Genomic DNA, 15,359 nt, shown 5'->3' with positions numbered 1-15,359 from the left:
GGGATCCCGTGCATCCGCCCCATCCTCGTCGCGTCGCTCGTGTCAGCTGACGCGCCGGCGCCGACCGGCGACGAGCGCACCGCCGACGACGAGCATCAGGGCCAGAGCGATCAGGGCCACGGGCGCCTCCGCGCCGGTCGCAGCGAGGCCGGCGGCACCGTCACGGTCGTCACCGGAAGGCGCGCCGCCGGGCTGGCTCGAGACCGGGCCTTCGCCAGGAGTCTGCCCCGGGTTCTCCCCGGGCCCTTCGCCGGGCGTCTCTCCGGTCACTCCGGGAAGGGTGCCGACTCGCAGCGCCTCGGCGGCGAAACCGTCGGCGAACCACCAGACCGGACGCTCACCGTCGACCGACAGCGAGGCCGGGGCGGTCGCGAATCCCTCGTTGTTGATGTCGGGCATGCCGGCAGGGCGGGCGAAGTGCGCGATGCCGGGCTGTTCGGTGCCGTTCAGCGTGATCTGGGCCGACTGCCCCTGGCAGCCGTCGTCGCAGACCGCCCACAGCACGTCGAGCACGCTGTCGTAGTCGAGCGCCATGACGCCGGGCAGACCGGGTGCGATCTCCGACACCAGCGTGGCCCGGCCGTCGGCGCCGAGCGCGAACGCGTAGACGTGACCGTTGTCCTCGACCGCGACGAAGAACAGGCCGCCGCCGTGTCCGGCGTAGTCTGCCGAGTCGTACGGGGCCGCGGTGTTGACGTCGAAGAGTGCGCCGTCAAGAGCGCTGTCCGGCACCCACTGCACCGCCTCCATGCCGAGGTTCGCTCCCACGTCGGGGAGCGACGAGGTCAGATCCCACTCCTGCTCGGCGACGAGGTCGTCGGCGGAGGCTTCAGGGTCGACCTTCAGGATGGTGTTCTGGTTCACGCCCTTGGCGCTGTTGTCGCGCTCGGAGGCGACGTAGACCGATCCCTCGCCGTCGACGGTGATGCCCTCGGTGTCGGGGCCGGCGGCGTTCGGGTCGCCGGCATCCTTCTGGAATCGCACGCGCTTGCCCGACTCCCACCCGGCGATCTGCGAGAACGAGCCGTCGGCGTGGGCCTCGAGCTTCCAGATGCGCCCCTCGCCGTTGTCCACGGCCCAGAGGAACGATCCGTCCGACGTCTCCTGCACGTCGAGACCCGAGCTGTCCTCGAGGAACGTCGGCGCGGTGTCGAGCACCCGGACGTCGGCCGAACCCGGCCATGGCGAGACGGGGATCTCGCCGGCGCAGATGTTCGCCGCGCCCTTCGTGCTCTCCGCGGTCGCCGCGAAGGTGCCGGCGACGTCCGGGCAGCGCCCCCACGTGGTGGCTGCGTGCCCTGCGCCCCACGTGGTGGAGTCGATGAGCAGATCTCCATCGAAGACGCGCACGGAGTCGCCGTCACCCAGACCGAAGCCGAGGTCCGCGCCCTCGATGACGAGGTATCCGCCCGCGGCGATGGTGGTCGCCGCCGGAATGACGTAGGAGTGGGTGTCGTCGTCGTCCTTCACGACGACGCCGGAGACGTCGAGGGCGGATGCGGTGGGGTTGACGAGTTCGATCCAGTCACCGGGTGATCCGCCGTCGGACTCGACCTCGTTGATCCGCACCGGGTTCCCGCACGCGTTGCGCTGGCCCTTGGTCGAGACCGCGATGTCGGCGAACTCTCCAGCTCCGTCCGCGCATCGCGCGAGGACGCCCGCCGCATGCGCCGCGTAGACGTGCTCGTCGACGATGTTGAAGTTCGCGTCGCGCAGCGTGACGGTGTCGCCGTTGCCCAGACCGAACACGAAGTCCTTCGGCTGGTCGAAGACGAGGTACGCGCCGGGTGCGAGCACCGTGCCCGCGGGCAGCGGCGTCGTCTCCGCCGCGTGGCCGACCGGGTCGCCGTCCATGACGGTCCAGCCGGAGAGGTCGACCGGTGTGCTGCCCGAGTTGACGACCTCGGCCCAGTCGGTCGCGTCGCCGTCGGACTCGATCTCGTTGATCACGACGTCCGGCATGACGCACGTGTTCGTCGCCCCCGGGGTCGCATATGCGAGCACGAAGGCGCCCTCTCCGTCGGGGCAGCGAGCGAGGGTCGCGGCGATGGCGTCGCCGTCGATGGCGGCATGGCCGCTCCATGCCTGCGTGTCGTCGACCAGCACGCCAGCCGTGTCGAACAGGCGGATGCGGTCGGCGCTGCCGATTCCGATCGGATCGCGGAAGGCCGTCTCGACGCCACCGACGAGACCGATGGTGCCCTCCTCGACGACGAGGAACTCGCCCGCGGCGATCTCCGTGCCCGGCAGGAACTGCCAGCGGTGGTCGTCGGAGTTGTCGCGGATCTCGTAGCCCGAGATGTCGAGAGGGGCATCGCCCGCGTTGTGGAGCTCCACCCAGTCCGCCGGCTGCGAGTCGACCTCATTGATCGCGATGGTGCCGCCCAGAGGTTCGTCGGATGCGAAGACGTTCGCCGCGCCCTTCGTGGACTCGGACGTCTCCGCCCATTCGACGATGCCGTCGACCTCCCGCGCTCCCCAGGACACTGCAGCGTGAGCCGCCCACGATGTCTCGTCCACGAGCACGGCGCTCGGGTCGAACAGTCGCACCTGGTCTTCTTTGCCGAGGCCGAAGGCGAAGTCGCCCGCTCCGGCATCGGCCTGGTCGAGAACGAGATGCGCGCCGGGCTCGATCACCGATCCGTCCGGGAACGTGTACGCCTCATCTTCGCCGTCGTCCTTGACGACGAAACCGCTCAGGTCGACCGCGACGGCCGACGTGTTGACGAACTCGATCCAGTCGCCGGGTGCTCCCCCGCTCGACTCGACTTCGTTGATGCGGACACCGGGTTCGGCTCCGGTGGCGGCGAGCGGCACGGCGAGCAGGGCGGCAGCGCTGAGTGCGCAGACCGTCGTGACCGCAGCCGCAGAGTGCAGGCGGGACATAGGGCTCCTGAGGGAATCAGTCGGGTAGGACTCCACATCAGCGATTCCGCATGGCCGAACGACGGCGTGCAGGTGCACGGATGGTGAACGACCGGTGGCGGTTCGCCATCGGCCCGGGAGGCCGCGAACAGGCGGATGCTCAGACGTCGATGCGAGAATCGGCCCGTGCGCACGATCCTCAACATCATCTGGCTGGTCTTCGCCGGACTCGCTCTCTTCCTCGGCTACATGCTGGCCGGCATCCTGCTGTGCATTCCGATCGTGACGATCCCCTGGGCCATCGCCTCGTTCCGCATCGCCCGCTACGCGATCTGGCCGTTCGGGCGTGAGATCGTCAGCAAGCCGACCTCCGGAGTCGGCTCGTTCCTCGGCAACGTGCTCTGGGTCATCCTCGCCGGCTGGTGGTTGGCGATCGGACACATCGTCTCCGGCCTCGCGCTCTGCATCACGATCATCGGCATCCCGATGGGCATCGCCGACTTCAAGATGGTGCCCGTCTCGCTGATGCCTCTCGGCAAGGAGATCGTGTCGCGCCGCGGCGCCTTCGACCGCACGCTCTGACCGCGGATGCCGGCTCTAGAATTGCCGGGATGAATGCCGATCGCCTGATCGCCTGGGACGCAGAGCTGCGCCGGGCGCACACGAGACTCCGCGCCGCCCTCGAGGCCACGAGGGAGGCGGTGCAGGACGGTTCGGATGCTCCGGATGCCGCGCGCGAGCTCGCGCTGTTCTGCATCGGCTTCTGCTCGGCCCTCGATGGGCATCATCTGAGCGAGGACCGCGCCCTGTTCCCCGCGCTGCGCGACCAGCACCCGGAACTCGGCGATGTGATCGCCAAGCTGATGCAGGATCACTCGATGCTGGCCCACCTGCTCGGAGGACTCCGCACGGCCGTCGAGAGCGGAGAGGGCAGCGAGACGCTGAAGCGCCACCTCGACGGCATCGGCGCGATCATGGAGTCGCACTTCCGCTTCGAGGAGCGCGAGATCCTCGAGCCGCTGCGAGCGCTCCACCTCGATCGCCCCGTTCCGGACGTGCTCGGCCCGTTCTGATCGAGGTCAGCCGCGAAAGAATCCGACCCCGAGGTCGGGGTGATCGACGAAGACCCCGTCGACTCCCGTGCGAGCGATGACGCCCCATTCGGCCTCGTAGTCCCCGTAGGCGCTCTTGCCTCCGTGGCCGCGGAACTCCGCCGAGAGGAAGGCGTTCTCCGGCCGACAGGTCCATGTGAAGACCGTGAGCCCGCGCGCGTGCGCATCGGGGACGATCGAGTTGCCTGCGGCGAGCAGCATGCGCTTGTCGACGCTGATTCCGTCGACCCGGCCGACGAGCGCATCGAGTCCCTGCGGGGTGACGGTGGCCGCATACGTGGGCGCCTGCGTGCCCTGAGCGACGACCAGATCGTACGCGCGTCCCGACGCCTCGATCAGATAGACGTACGACGCCGCGATGCCTCGGGCCGTCAGCTGTCCGAGGATCGTCGACTCGAAGGACTCCACGATCAGCGGCAGCTCGCCCTCGGCCCACCCCGCCGCACGCAGGTCGCGTTCGATCAGCGGCGCGAGGTCGAGGCCGATGCTCGCGAAGTATGTGGCGTGCTTGACCTCGAGCACCACGCCGATCTCGCGTCCGTGCTCGACCGAGCCGGCCCGGACGATGTCGAGCACGTCGGTCAACCGCAGGATCGCCTGCGAACCGTCGAAGCTCGCGCTCGACACGCGCACCTTCGGAAGGCGCTCCCGGCTGCGCAACGTCGTGAGCTCATCCCAGGTGAAGTCCTCGGTGAACCAGCCGGTGAGGGCCTCGCCGTCGACGCGCTTGGTCGTCTTCCGGTCGGCGAACTCCCGGTGCTCGGCCACATCCGTGGTGCCGGAGATCTCGTTCTCGTGCCGCACGATGAGCACGCCGTCCTTCGTGGCGACGACGTCGGGTTCGACCGCATCGACTCCCATCGCGAGGGCGAGCTCGTATGACGAGCGACTGTGTTCCGGACGATAGCCGGGCGCACCGCGATGCCCGATCACGAGAGGCGATTTCCTGGGCACGCTCTCAGCGTAGAACACCCTGATGACCTGCCCTTCCGGGTATCGTGGAGGAAAGCGACCTACAACCCACTTTGGAGTGAGGCCCACATGAGCAACTTCGCCTTCAACAACCCGGCGTTCCAGCAGCAGGATCCGCGCAACGTCGCGACCTACCCGGGTGCCCCGCAGGGAGCGCAGGGGGCGCAAGCCGCGTCGTTCCAGCACGGCACCATGGACGCCGCGGCGAACGCACAGCTGGAGGGCATGTACGCGGCTCCCCCGGCCGGAGCGATCGAGACCGACCGCATGTCCGTCGAGGACACCGTCTGGAAGACCGCCGGACTCTTCGCCATCCTGCTCGTCACCGCCGCCGTCGGCTGGTTCCTGACTCTGGGCGGCGTCGCCGCTCCCGAGCTGAACCCTTACAACCGCTTCGAGCCGAACCTCATGCCGTGGATCGTCGGCGCACTCGGCGGCTTCGTGCTCGCGATGGTCATCACGTTCACCTCGCGCAAGAAGGTCCGCCCCGCGCTGATCTTCGCCTACGCCGCATTCGAGGGCCTCTTCGTCGGCGGCATCTCGGCGTTCTTCGAGGTCATGTGGCCCGGCATCGTCGTGCAGGCCACGCTCGCCACGGTCTCGGTCGTCGGCGTGACCCTCGCTCTCTTCGCCAGCGGCAAGATTCGCGCGTCGAAGAAGGCCACCAAGATCTTCATGATCGCCATGGTCGGCTACCTCGTGTTCTCGCTGCTGAACCTCGTGCTCATGTGGACCGGCGTCCTCCCCCAGGGTCAGGCGTTCGGCCTCTACAGCCAGCCCATCTTCGGCATCCCGCTCGGTCTGATCATCGGCGTCCTGGTCGTCATCATGGCGGCCTACTCGCTGGTCCTCGACTTCGACCAGATCCAGCAGGGCGTGCGCAACGGCGCTCCCCGCAAGTACGGCTGGCTCGGCGCCTTCGGCATCATGGTCACGGTCGTCTGGCTCTACGTCGAGATCCTGCGCATCATCGCGATCGTCCGCGGCAACAACTGACCGCGAACCGCCTCACTCAGAGGCCCGTCCCTTCGGGGGCGGGCCTCTTGGCATATCCGAGGCCTCCAGCGCAAGGGGTTGGCTGATAATCAGCTGAGAGGGCACAGTGGATCACACGAGCCCTGGCACCCCAGGGCTCACGAAACAAAGGAGCTGAACATGAGCTTTCTCGGATTCCTTCTTCTCGGCCTCATCGCCGGAGCCATCGCGAAGCTGATCCTTCCCGGCAAGCAGGGTGGCGGATGGTTCATCACCCTCCTGCTCGGCGTGGTCGGCGCCCTCCTCGGCGGCTGGCTCGGAAGCCTGATCCTGAACCGTCCTCTCACGGAGTTCTGGGACCTGGGCACGTGGCTCCTCGCCATCGGCGGCTCGATCATCGTGCTGCTGATCTACGGCCTGATCGTCAACCGCGGCAGCAAGGCCCGCAGCTGACCTCATAGCAACACAGGAAACCGCCCTCTTCCCCAGCGACGCTGGTGAAGAGGGCGGTTTCTCTGTGTGCCGTCTGCTCAGCGCGCGTCGGCCTTGGCCTGCAGCAGCGCCCGCTCCCTGTCGTTGCCTGCGAGCGCTGCGGCGACGGCGAACTCGCTGCGCGCCTCCTCCGCGCGACCGAGTCGCAGCAGCAGTTCCCCCCGCGTCGCGGGCAGCAGGTGGTAACCGGCCAGCGCACCCGAGGCGCTGAGCCGGTCGATGATCTGCAGAGCGGATGCCGGGCCCGTCGCCATCGCGACGGCAGCCGCCCGGTTGAGCTCCACGACCGGCGAGGGAGCGATCCGACCGAGCGCCTCGTACAGGAGCACGATCCGCTCCCAGTCGGTGTCGTCGACGGACGCGGCTGTCGCATGGCATTCCGCGATCCCCGCCTGAAGGCCGTAGGGGCCGCGACCCGAGCCGAGTGCGTCAGCGGCCGCGAGCGCAGCACGTCCCCGCGCGATGCGGCTGCGATCCCAGCGACGACGGTCCTGGTCGGACAGGAGCACCGGTTCGCCGTGGGCATCGATCCGGGCGGGGAACCGCGCGGCGGTGAGCTCCATCAGGGCCAGCAGGCTGTGCACGTCGCGCTCGCGCGGCATCAGCGCGGCCAGCACCCGCGTGAGTCTGATCGCCTCGAGACTCAGCTCGGGGCGCATCCAGTCGGGACCGCTGCTCGCGGCGTGCCCCTCGTTGAAGATCAGGTAGAGCACGCCCAGGATCGCTCCCAGGCGCTCTGCGTGCTCCTCCCGTGGTGGCATCTCGAACGGGACCTGCGCCGCACCGAGAGTCTTCTTGGCCCGCACGATGCGCTGCTGCACGGTCGCCGTCGGCACGAGGAACGCCCGGGCGATCTCCTCGCTCGACAGGCCGCCCACCACGCGGAGGGTGAGCGCCACCTGCGCCTCGCGCGAGAGCACCGGGTGGCACGAGATGAAGATCAGCCGCAGCACGTCGTCGTCGACCGCATCCGGGTCCCAGGGCGGCGCGTCTGCGGCATCCGCCTGCTCTCGCTCGAGGTCGTGGGCGAGCACGGCCATCCTGTCGTCGAGACGTTCGCGGCGCCGCCAGCCGTCGATCGCCTTGCGCTTCGCGACCGCCGTGAGCCAGGCGGCGCCGTTGCGCGGCACGCCCTCGACCGGCCACTGCCGCAGGGCATCGAGCAGCGCCTCCTGCGCGAGGTCCTCGGCGAGGCCGAAGTCGCCGACCACACGCGTCAGGGTCGCGACGATCTTCGCCGACTCGATGCGCCACACGGCGGCGACGGCCCGCCGCACGCCCTCGTCGGGTGCGTGGCGGACCGTCTCGCGGTGTGCGGAGTCGGTCATCTCACTGCTGGGCGCGACGCGCCTCTTCCTCTTCGCGCCAGCCCTTCTCCTTCTCGATCCACTCGTTGTCGGCCGGGAAGTCGGACTCGTCGGTCACGCGCCGCACCTCGAGGAACGACCCCTTGCCGAGGGGAGCCCTGCTCGCCCACTCCGCCGCCTCTTCACGACTGGAGACCTCGAGGATCCAGAAGCCGTTGAACAGCTCCTTCGTCTCTCCGTAGGGGCCGTCGGTGATGAGAGGCTTCTCGGCGCTGAAGTCGACGACGAATCCCTCCGCCGCGTCGCTGAGGCCCTCGCCCGCAGCCAGCACGCCGGCCTTGATCATCGACTCGTTGTACTTGCCCATCGCCTCGATGACCTGCTCGAACGGCATCTCCTTGTACGCCTCGACCGCTTCGTCGTTCGAGCGCATGATCAGCATGTACTTCATGGTGTTCTCCTCGGTGGTGGGGCCGCCTGTCGACCCTCTCATTGAAGACGTCGAACGAAGATGCCGCAGATCGACATCTCCGCGAAAAAACTCTGGGAATCTCCGGTGGCCGATCAGTCGAGCTCGTCGACCGCAGCCCGGATCGCGTCGGCCGAGGCCCGCAGCAGTGCGAGTTCGTGCTCGCTCATGGGCGTCTCGGCCAACGGCACGGCCCCGGCAGCGCCCACCACCGAGGGCACCGACAGCGCGACACCGCGAAGCCCGTATTCGCCGTCGAGCACCGTCGCGACCGGAAGCACCGCCCGCTCGTCGTGCAGCACTGCCTCGGCGATGCGGGCGCAGCTGACACCGATCGCGAGATTCGTGGCTCCCTTGCCGCGGATGACGGCATAGGCCGCATCGCGCACCTCGACGGCGATGCGGTCGAGCTCGTCGACGGTGAACGGCTCATCGGCGGGCCAGTCGAGAATCGGCACCGAGCCGATGGTCGCGTTCGACCAGAGCGGGAACTCCGTGTCGCCGTGCTCGCCCACGATGTCGGCGTGCACGCTCGCGGTGCTCACATTCGCGCGATGCGCGAGCCGCCAGCGCAGACGCGACGTGTCGAGCACGGTTCCGGATCCGAAGACGCGATGCGGCGGCAGGCCCGAGACACGCTGGGCGACGACCGTCATCACATCGGCCGGATTCGTGACGATGATGAAGACGGCGTTCGGCGCGCGCTCGACGAGCTGCGGCATGAGCTTCTCGAGCAGACGAGCGTTGATGCCCGAGAGCTCCATGCGGGTCTGTCCCGGCTGCTGCTTCGCTCCGGCGGTGACGACGATCACGTCGCTGCCCTCGACGACGGCGAGGTCGGAGCCGCCGCTCACGGCCGCGGAGGTGAACTGCGTCCCGTGCGCGAGATCGAGCACCTCGGCATCCACCTTGTCGGTGGCGATGTCGTAGAGCGCGACCTCGGCCGCACTCCCCCGGATCAGCGCCGCATACGCGACGCTGACGCCCACACTGCCTGCACCGATCACCGTGATCTTCGTCCGCGCCTTGGTCATACGCTCATCCTGCCCGAAATAACGCGAACGGGCACGGACCGTGATGGTCCGTGCCCGTTCGAGATCAGGTGAGCGAGACGCTCACTCCCATTCGATGGTCCCCGGCGGCTTCGACGTCACGTCGAGCACGACGCGGTTGACGTCGCGCACGCCGTTGGTGATCCGGTTGGAGATCTTGGCCAGCACGTCATAGGGCAGGCGTGTCCAGTCGGCGGTCATGGCGTCTTCACTCGACACCGGACGCAGCACGATCGGGTGGCCGTAGGTGCGTCCGTCGCCCTGCACGCCGACCGAGCGGACGTCGGCGAGGAGAACGACCGGGCACTGCCAGATGTCCTGGTCGAGTCCGGCCTTGGTGAGCTCCTCGCGAGCGATGGCATCGGCCTCGCGGAGGATCTCGAGGCGGTCCTGCGTGACCTCGCCGATGATACGGATTCCGAGGCCGGGGCCGGGGAACGGCTGGCGCCCGACGATGGCCTCGGGGATGCCGAGCTCGCGGCCGATCGCACGGACCTCGTCCTTGAACAGCGCGCGCAGCGGCTCGATGAGCTCGAAGTCGAGGTCATCGGGCAGCCCGCCGACGTTGTGGTGCGACTTGATGTTCGCGGTGCCTGCACCGCCGCCCGACTCGACGACGTCGGGGTAGAGCGTGCCCTGCACGAGGAACTTGACCGGGGCGCCGCCCGAGGCCTTCGCCTCGGCGACGAGGTCGAGCTGCACCTTCTCGAAAGCGCGGATGAACTCGCGCCCGATGATCTTGCGCTTCTCCTCGGGGTCGGTGACGCCCTCGAGGTGACCGAGGAAGACATCTGCCGCGTCGACCGTGATCAGACGCACGCCGGTCGACTCGACGTAGTCCTTCTCGACCTGCTCGCGCTCGCCCTTGCGGAGAAGGCCGTGGTCGACGAACACCGCAGTCAGCTGGTCGCCGATCGCCTTGTGCACGAGCGCGGTCGAGACCGCCGAGTCGACACCGCCGGAGAGGGCGGAGATGACGCGGGCGTCACCGACCTGCTCGCGGATGCGCTCGACCTGCTCGGCGATCACGTTGTCGCTGTTCCAGTCGGAGGCGAGCCCGGCTCCCTTGTGCAGGAAGTTCTCGAGCACCTGCTGTCCGTGGTCGGAGTGCTTGACCTCGGGATGCCACTGCACACCGTAGAAGCCGCGCTCCTCGTTCGCGAACGCCGCGACCTTCGTCGCGTCGGTCGTGGCGAGCACGTCGAACCCCTCGGGCGCCTTGGCGACCTGGTCGCCGTGGCTCATCCAGACGTTCTGCGCTGCCGGCTGGCCGCCGAGCAGCGTGCCGCCGTCGCCGGAGATGACGGCATCGGTCGCGCCGTACTCGCGAAGCCCGGTGTTCGCGACCTCGCCGCCGAGCGTCTGCGCCATGTACTGGAAGCCGTAGCAGATGCCCAGCGTGGGCACTCCGAGGTCGAACACGGCCGGGTCGAGGCGCGGGGCGCCCTCTTCGTAGACCGACGACGGACCACCCGAGAGGATGATGGCGACGGGGTTCTTCTCGGCGATCTCGGCGGCCGTGGCAGTGTGCGGCACGATCTCGCTGTAGACACCCGCCTCACGCACTCGGCGGGCGATCAGCTGCGCGTACTGCGCGCCGAAGTCGACGACGAGCGCGGGGCGCTGCTGGGTCTCGGACTGTTCGGTCACCGGACACCTTCCGTGGCAGGGGCGGGGGCCGCGGCGGCCTCCCGGGAAGCGAGGTAGGCCTTGACGTCGCGGGCGACGATGGCCTCCATGAAGAACGACAGCAGCGGGATGACGCCGCCGAGCGCGAGCAGGATGAAGCGCAGGAACGGCCAGCGCATCAGGCTCCACATCCGGAAGCACGCGAAGAGGTAGACGACGTAGAACCAGCCGTGCGCGACGAGGATCGAGAGCGAGATGTTGAGTCCGTCGCCGGTCGATTCGAGGCCCTCGGGTCCCTCGACCACGGGTGCGAACCACAGCAGACCGCCGGATCCCCCTGCGAAGAGCTCGAGTCGGATCGGCGTGTACTTCAGCACCATCTCGGCGACCAGCAGGAGCAGCATGACTCCGGTGATGATCGACGCGATCTGGTAGAACTTCAGCGCACCACGGATCGCCGGAAAGCTGGCGACTTTCGGTTCGGGCATGGCTCCAGTCTAGCCGGGGAGAGTCCGCGTCGATTCCGAGTCAGGGCGCGGGCGGGCGGGCGACGAGAAGCTCGCCCGCGCCCGTCGCCTCGAGCACCCCGGCCGCGTCCGGCACGAGCAGCGAGGAACCGATGCGGAGTCTCCGTCCGTCGATCTCGATGTCACCGCCGCTCACGATCACGATCGAGAAGCCGCGACCGACGACGGTCGAGCCGTCGACGGGGATCCGCTCGAGTCGGAAGTAATCGTCCGCGGCGGCTGGAAAGACGGAACCGGAATCGGGGGCGGTTCCGATCAGCGCATCCAGGTCGGCCGCCGAACGCCCACGGGTGTTCACCGCGGCGAGCGCCAGCTCGAAGCCGAGGCCGAGATGCCCGGCCTCCGCACCGTCGATCGCGAAGCCGTCCCACTCGAGAAGGATCGACAGATCCTCGGGCTGCTGGAGTTCGAGCAGCAGGATTCCGGCGCCGATCGCGTGCAGTTCGCCCGGCGGCACCCAGACGACGTCGCCCGCAGCGACCTCCACCTCGTGCAGCAGACCGAGCAGTGCGTCCACGTCCTGCCGATCCACGAGGTCGGCGAGCGCCGCGGCATCGACGTCCTCCCGAAGTCCCACATGCACCGTGCCGCCCTGCAGCATGTACCACGCCTCTGCCTTGCCGTGTGCTCGACCGAGATGCGTCGCTGCGAAGTCGTCGTGCGGGTGCGCATGCACCGGCAGTCGCTGCCCCGCGTCCAACAGCTTCACGAGCAGTCGTGTGTCCGCACCCCACCGTGCGACGTGGGCATCGCCCAGCCAGGCCGTCGGATCGTGCTCGATCACGTCACGCAGCACGCGGCCGTCCGGGAGCGTGGTGAGCCCGAGCAGGGGCTCGCCGTTGACCGTGGTCGTCGAGCCGATCCAGTCCTCCGGCTCGCGGGGAGCGTCACTGGCTTCGCCGCGGAAGGCGCTGATGCGCGCACCGCCGCGGTAGAAGCGCTCGGCGGGCCGGTTGGACGACAGCAGGATCGGGTTCACACGTTCTCCTTCGATCGCACGGCTCCGGCGAGGAAGCCGCCGACGAACGTGTCGCCGAGTCCGACGGTCGTCGGTGTGGCGACGTCGAGCGAGAATGCGGCGACCCCGACGGAACCGGGCAGACGGGCCTCGACGGCGGCGACGAGCGCCTCCCCTCCCCCGTGGCGGGGCATCGCATCGGTGTCGTCGACGTCCGCGGCGGTCAGGCCGTCACCCACGCGGTAGCGGGTGGCGGCGACGCGGACGGCGGAGTCGAGGGCGGCACCGTGCCGAGCGGCATCCGGTCCGATGGCGATCGCCCAGTAGCGGGTGTGTACGACGAGTGCCCGCGCGGGGATGATCGCGTGCACCGCGCGGAGGGCGCGGATGACGTCGTCGGTGTCGAGGAGGTTCACCGCGCGTCCGAGGTACTCCTGCAGCTCATCCTCGTTCATGCCGTAGACATGGATCTGCGGCAGCAGATGGCGGCGCACGGTGTCGGCGAAATCGCGCGTGTAGAAGCCCGCGTCCTCGTAGTAGACGAGCGCGTCGTCGGGGAGGCTGCGCATCGCGCCCTGCACCTCGGCGAGCCGGAGCTCCAGCAGGTCGTGATCCTGCATCGTGTTGAATCCCGAGACGAGGAAGATGCCCGCGTCGGCCAGCGTCGTCGGCAGATCGGTGGCGAGCAGCATCCTCCGGTTCGGCGGATCGTTCGCGAAGATCAGCCGATTGGACGCGGGCGACAGGACGTCGCCGTCCGTGAGGCGCACGTGCGCGCCGACCGGATACTGCACGATCAGATGCGGGTCGAGGGTGTCCTCGGTCGCCGAGCAGATGTAGGAGATCGTGTCCGGCAGCAGACGACGGACGTTGTCGTCGATGCTGACGAGGTGCTGCACGCTCGGGATGCCGAGGGCGTCGAGCACGAGCCCCGCTCGCACACCGGTGCCCCCGAGCGTGATCGCGTGCTCGAAGTGCGACACGAAGTCCTCGATCACCTCGGACGAGGCGACGAAACGCTCCGCCCCGGTCCCCGAGGCGACGAACGCGAGCACCGCCACCAGCAACGACCGTTCGTCGGTGATCGGCGCCGTGGTGGTGAGCTCGTGCCGCCGCACTCCGTGCGCGTGCGCCAGCCTGTCGAACACCGACGAATCCCACTTCAGCTCGTAGTCGACGGTGCCGCCGAGTCCGAGTACGAGAGTTCTGCCCACGTCGCCGATCATCCTTCCGAGATCCGGGATTCAGTACAGCGACGCCTTGCCGTCCGCACCGAACAGCTCGATCTTCTCAGCAGCGGTGGCTTTCATGGCCTCGAGCGCCGCCGGCTGGATCGCGTTCGGCTCGCGCAGACGCTGATCGGTGCCGAGGATCTCGCGCATGCGGTTGTGGTACGAGACCTTGATGTCGCTCGAGATGTTGATCTTGTTCACACCCAGCTCGACGGCGCGGCGGAGTTCCGCATCCGGGTTCGAGGATCCGCCATGCAGCACGAGCGGGATGCCGACCGCGGCCTTGATCTGCTCGAGCAGGTCGTGACGCAGCTCAGGGTTCTTGTCGCTCGGGTACAGGCCGTGCGACGTGCCGATCGCGATGGCGAGACTGTCGACGCCTGTCTCCTCGACGAAGCGCACCGCGTCTTCCGGGTTCGTGTAGATGATCTCGGCCGCTCCCGACTCGCCGTAGCTGTCGTTGGCGCCGATCGTGCCGAGTTCGCCCTCGACCTGGATGCCGACGGCATGCGCCGCGTCGACCACCTTGCGCGTGAGCGCGACGTTCTCGTCGAACGGCAGCAGCGATGCGTCGATCATGACCGAGGTGAAGCCGGCCTTGATGGCCGAGATGATCTCCTCGTAGCTTCCGCCGTGGTCCCAGTGGATCGCGACGGGCACGCTCGACCGGTGGGCGCGGGCGTGCATCGCGGGGATGAGGTCGGTGGTGATGTGCGACACCTCGTCGGGGTGGATCGCGATGATGACCGGAGCGGCCTTCTCCTCGCTGATGTCCATGATTCCGTTGAACATCGCCCAGTCGCTGATGTTGAACGCCGGGATGGCGAAGTTGTTGGCATTGGCGACATCGAGGATGGATTTGCCGGTGTAGAGCACGTGATTTCTCCTGTTTCGTGGTGGTCGTGGATCCGTCGGGACGACGTCAGCTCTTCACGGACCCCGCCGTGAGACCGCTGATGAAGTACCGCTGGAAGATGAGGAAGAGGATGAGGACCGGGATCGAGCCGAGCACGCTCATCGCCATGATCTGGTTCCACTCGTATGAGTGCTGCCCCATGAGCAGCTGGATGCCGATGGGCACCGTGCGCATGTCGATCGTGCGGGTGAGGGTGAGAGCGAAGAGGTACTCGTTCCACGCGATCATGAACGTGTAGATGCCGACGGACACGATCCCGGGGATCGAGATCGGCACGAGGATGCGCCACAAGGCGGTCATGGATCCGGCGCCGTCGACGCGGACGGCCTCGTCGAGCTCCTTGGGGAGGGTGTTGAAGTAGCCGGTCATCATGATGATCGCGTAGGGCAGCGTGAACACCATGTAGGTGAGGATCAGCCCGAGGTACGAGTTGTACAGCCCGAGCGCCACCATCAGACCGAAGTACGGGATCAGCAGGGTGATGGGTGGCACGGCCTGCACGCTGACGATGACCACGTTGAGGATGCGCTTGCCCCGGAAGTCGAACCGGCTGAACGCGTACGCCGCCTGGATCGCGACGAGGAGGGTGAGGATCGTGACGGAGCCCGCGACGACGTAGCTGTTGAAGAAGAACCGCATCGTCTCGGGGTTCGTGAAGATCGCGATGTAGGCGTCGAACGAGAACGTGTCGGTGACCAGACGAGGAGGCAGTTCGAAGATCTGCGTGTTCGACTTGAACGAGCTCGACAGCATCCACAGCACGGGCCCTGCGGCGAACACTGCTCCGAGGATGAGGCCGATCATGACCCCGGTCTTGGCGACGCGGCGCTGGTTCTGCACGGTGAGAGCCATG

At 68.1% G+C, this 15,359-nt stretch carries 15 protein-coding genes; 4 read left to right on the top strand and 11 right to left on the bottom strand.

Translation table 11 applies throughout. The features are described from left to right. Window positions 1-42 precede the first annotated feature (42 nt). Window positions 43-2,886, bottom strand: a complete 2,844-nt coding sequence (locus AKG07_RS17130) for a lamin tail domain-containing protein (protein WP_053098991.1) — start codon at window positions 2,884-2,886, stop codon at window positions 43-45. A gap of 165 nt (window positions 2,887-3,051) precedes the next feature. Here AKG07_RS17130 and AKG07_RS17125 point away from each other — a divergent pair, with 165 nt between their 5' ends. Then, window positions 3,052-3,447, top strand: a complete 396-nt coding sequence (locus AKG07_RS17125; RefSeq protein ID WP_053098990.1) for a YccF domain-containing protein — start codon at window positions 3,052-3,054, stop codon at window positions 3,445-3,447. Between the two features lie 29 nt (window positions 3,448-3,476). After that, on the top strand, window positions 3,477-3,938 hold the full coding sequence (locus AKG07_RS17120; protein WP_053098989.1) for a hemerythrin domain-containing protein: 462 nt from the start codon (window positions 3,477-3,479) through the stop codon (window positions 3,936-3,938). A gap of 6 nt (window positions 3,939-3,944) precedes the next feature. On the opposite strand, the gene AKG07_RS17115 is transcribed toward AKG07_RS17120, so the two are convergent. Continuing rightward, a complete protein-coding gene (locus AKG07_RS17115; protein WP_053099398.1) occupies window positions 3,945-4,931 on the bottom strand; it encodes a glycerophosphodiester phosphodiesterase family protein in 987 nt (328 codons plus the stop codon). Between the two features lie 87 nt (window positions 4,932-5,018). Between AKG07_RS17115 and AKG07_RS17110 the strand changes: the two genes are divergently transcribed. Continuing rightward, window positions 5,019-5,945, top strand: coding sequence for a Bax inhibitor-1/YccA family protein (locus AKG07_RS17110; RefSeq protein WP_053098988.1), 927 nt, complete (start codon window positions 5,019-5,021; stop codon window positions 5,943-5,945). Between the two features lie 159 nt (window positions 5,946-6,104). Then, window positions 6,105-6,377, top strand: coding sequence for a GlsB/YeaQ/YmgE family stress response membrane protein (locus tag AKG07_RS17105; protein ID WP_053098987.1), 273 nt, complete (start codon window positions 6,105-6,107; stop codon window positions 6,375-6,377). A gap of 77 nt (window positions 6,378-6,454) precedes the next feature. Here the strand turns inward: AKG07_RS17105 and AKG07_RS17100 are convergent, their stop codons facing one another. From AKG07_RS17100 to AKG07_RS17060, 9 genes are all read right to left on the bottom strand, one after another. After that, window positions 6,455-7,744 carry an RNA polymerase sigma factor gene (locus AKG07_RS17100; protein ID WP_053098986.1) on the bottom strand — a complete coding sequence of 430 codons (1,290 nt, stop codon included), beginning with the start codon at window positions 7,742-7,744 and terminating at the stop codon, window positions 6,455-6,457. A 1-nt stretch (window position 7,745) separates the two neighbouring features. Beyond that, window positions 7,746-8,174: a YciI family protein gene (locus tag AKG07_RS17095; protein WP_053098985.1), complete on the bottom strand. Its 429-nt coding sequence runs from the start codon at window positions 8,172-8,174 to the stop codon at window positions 7,746-7,748. A 113-nt stretch (window positions 8,175-8,287) separates the two neighbouring features. Then, window positions 8,288-9,226, bottom strand: coding sequence for an L-lactate dehydrogenase (locus tag AKG07_RS17090; RefSeq protein WP_053098984.1), 939 nt, complete (start codon window positions 9,224-9,226; stop codon window positions 8,288-8,290). Between the two features lie 81 nt (window positions 9,227-9,307). Then, a complete protein-coding gene (gene guaA, locus AKG07_RS17085; protein ID WP_053098983.1) occupies window positions 9,308-10,894 on the bottom strand; it encodes a glutamine-hydrolyzing GMP synthase in 1,587 nt (528 codons plus the stop codon). Then, a complete protein-coding gene (locus AKG07_RS17080) occupies window positions 10,891-11,361 on the bottom strand; it encodes a DUF3817 domain-containing protein (protein WP_053098982.1) in 471 nt (156 codons plus the stop codon). Before AKG07_RS17080 ends, guaA begins: the two co-directional genes overlap by 4 nt. 40 nt (window positions 11,362-11,401) lie before the next feature. Then, on the bottom strand, window positions 11,402-12,379 hold the full coding sequence (locus AKG07_RS17075; RefSeq protein ID WP_053098981.1) for a class I mannose-6-phosphate isomerase: 978 nt from the start codon (window positions 12,377-12,379) through the stop codon (window positions 11,402-11,404). Beyond that, window positions 12,376-13,572 carry an ADP-dependent glucokinase/phosphofructokinase gene (locus AKG07_RS17070; protein WP_150115166.1) on the bottom strand — a complete coding sequence of 399 codons (1,197 nt, stop codon included), beginning with the start codon at window positions 13,570-13,572 and terminating at the stop codon, window positions 12,376-12,378. Before AKG07_RS17070 ends, AKG07_RS17075 begins: the two co-directional genes overlap by 4 nt. Before the next feature lie 30 nt (window positions 13,573-13,602). Continuing rightward, complete coding sequence (locus AKG07_RS17065) at window positions 13,603-14,466, bottom strand: ketose-bisphosphate aldolase (protein ID WP_053098979.1); 864 nt, start codon at window positions 14,464-14,466, stop codon at window positions 13,603-13,605. Between the two features lie 46 nt (window positions 14,467-14,512). After that, window positions 14,513-15,358 (bottom strand): carbohydrate ABC transporter permease, encoded by an 846-nt coding sequence (locus AKG07_RS17060; protein WP_053098978.1) that lies wholly within the window; start codon window positions 15,356-15,358, stop codon window positions 14,513-14,515. Between the last annotated feature and the right edge of the window lies 1 nt (window position 15,359).

It is taken from the genome of Microbacterium sp. CGR1, from assembly GCF_001266755.1.
Taxonomy (GTDB): Bacteria; Actinomycetota; Actinomycetes; order Actinomycetales; family Microbacteriaceae; genus Microbacterium.
Note: the sequence above shows the minus strand (reverse complement) of the source record. Positions and strands in the feature narration are given on the sequence as shown.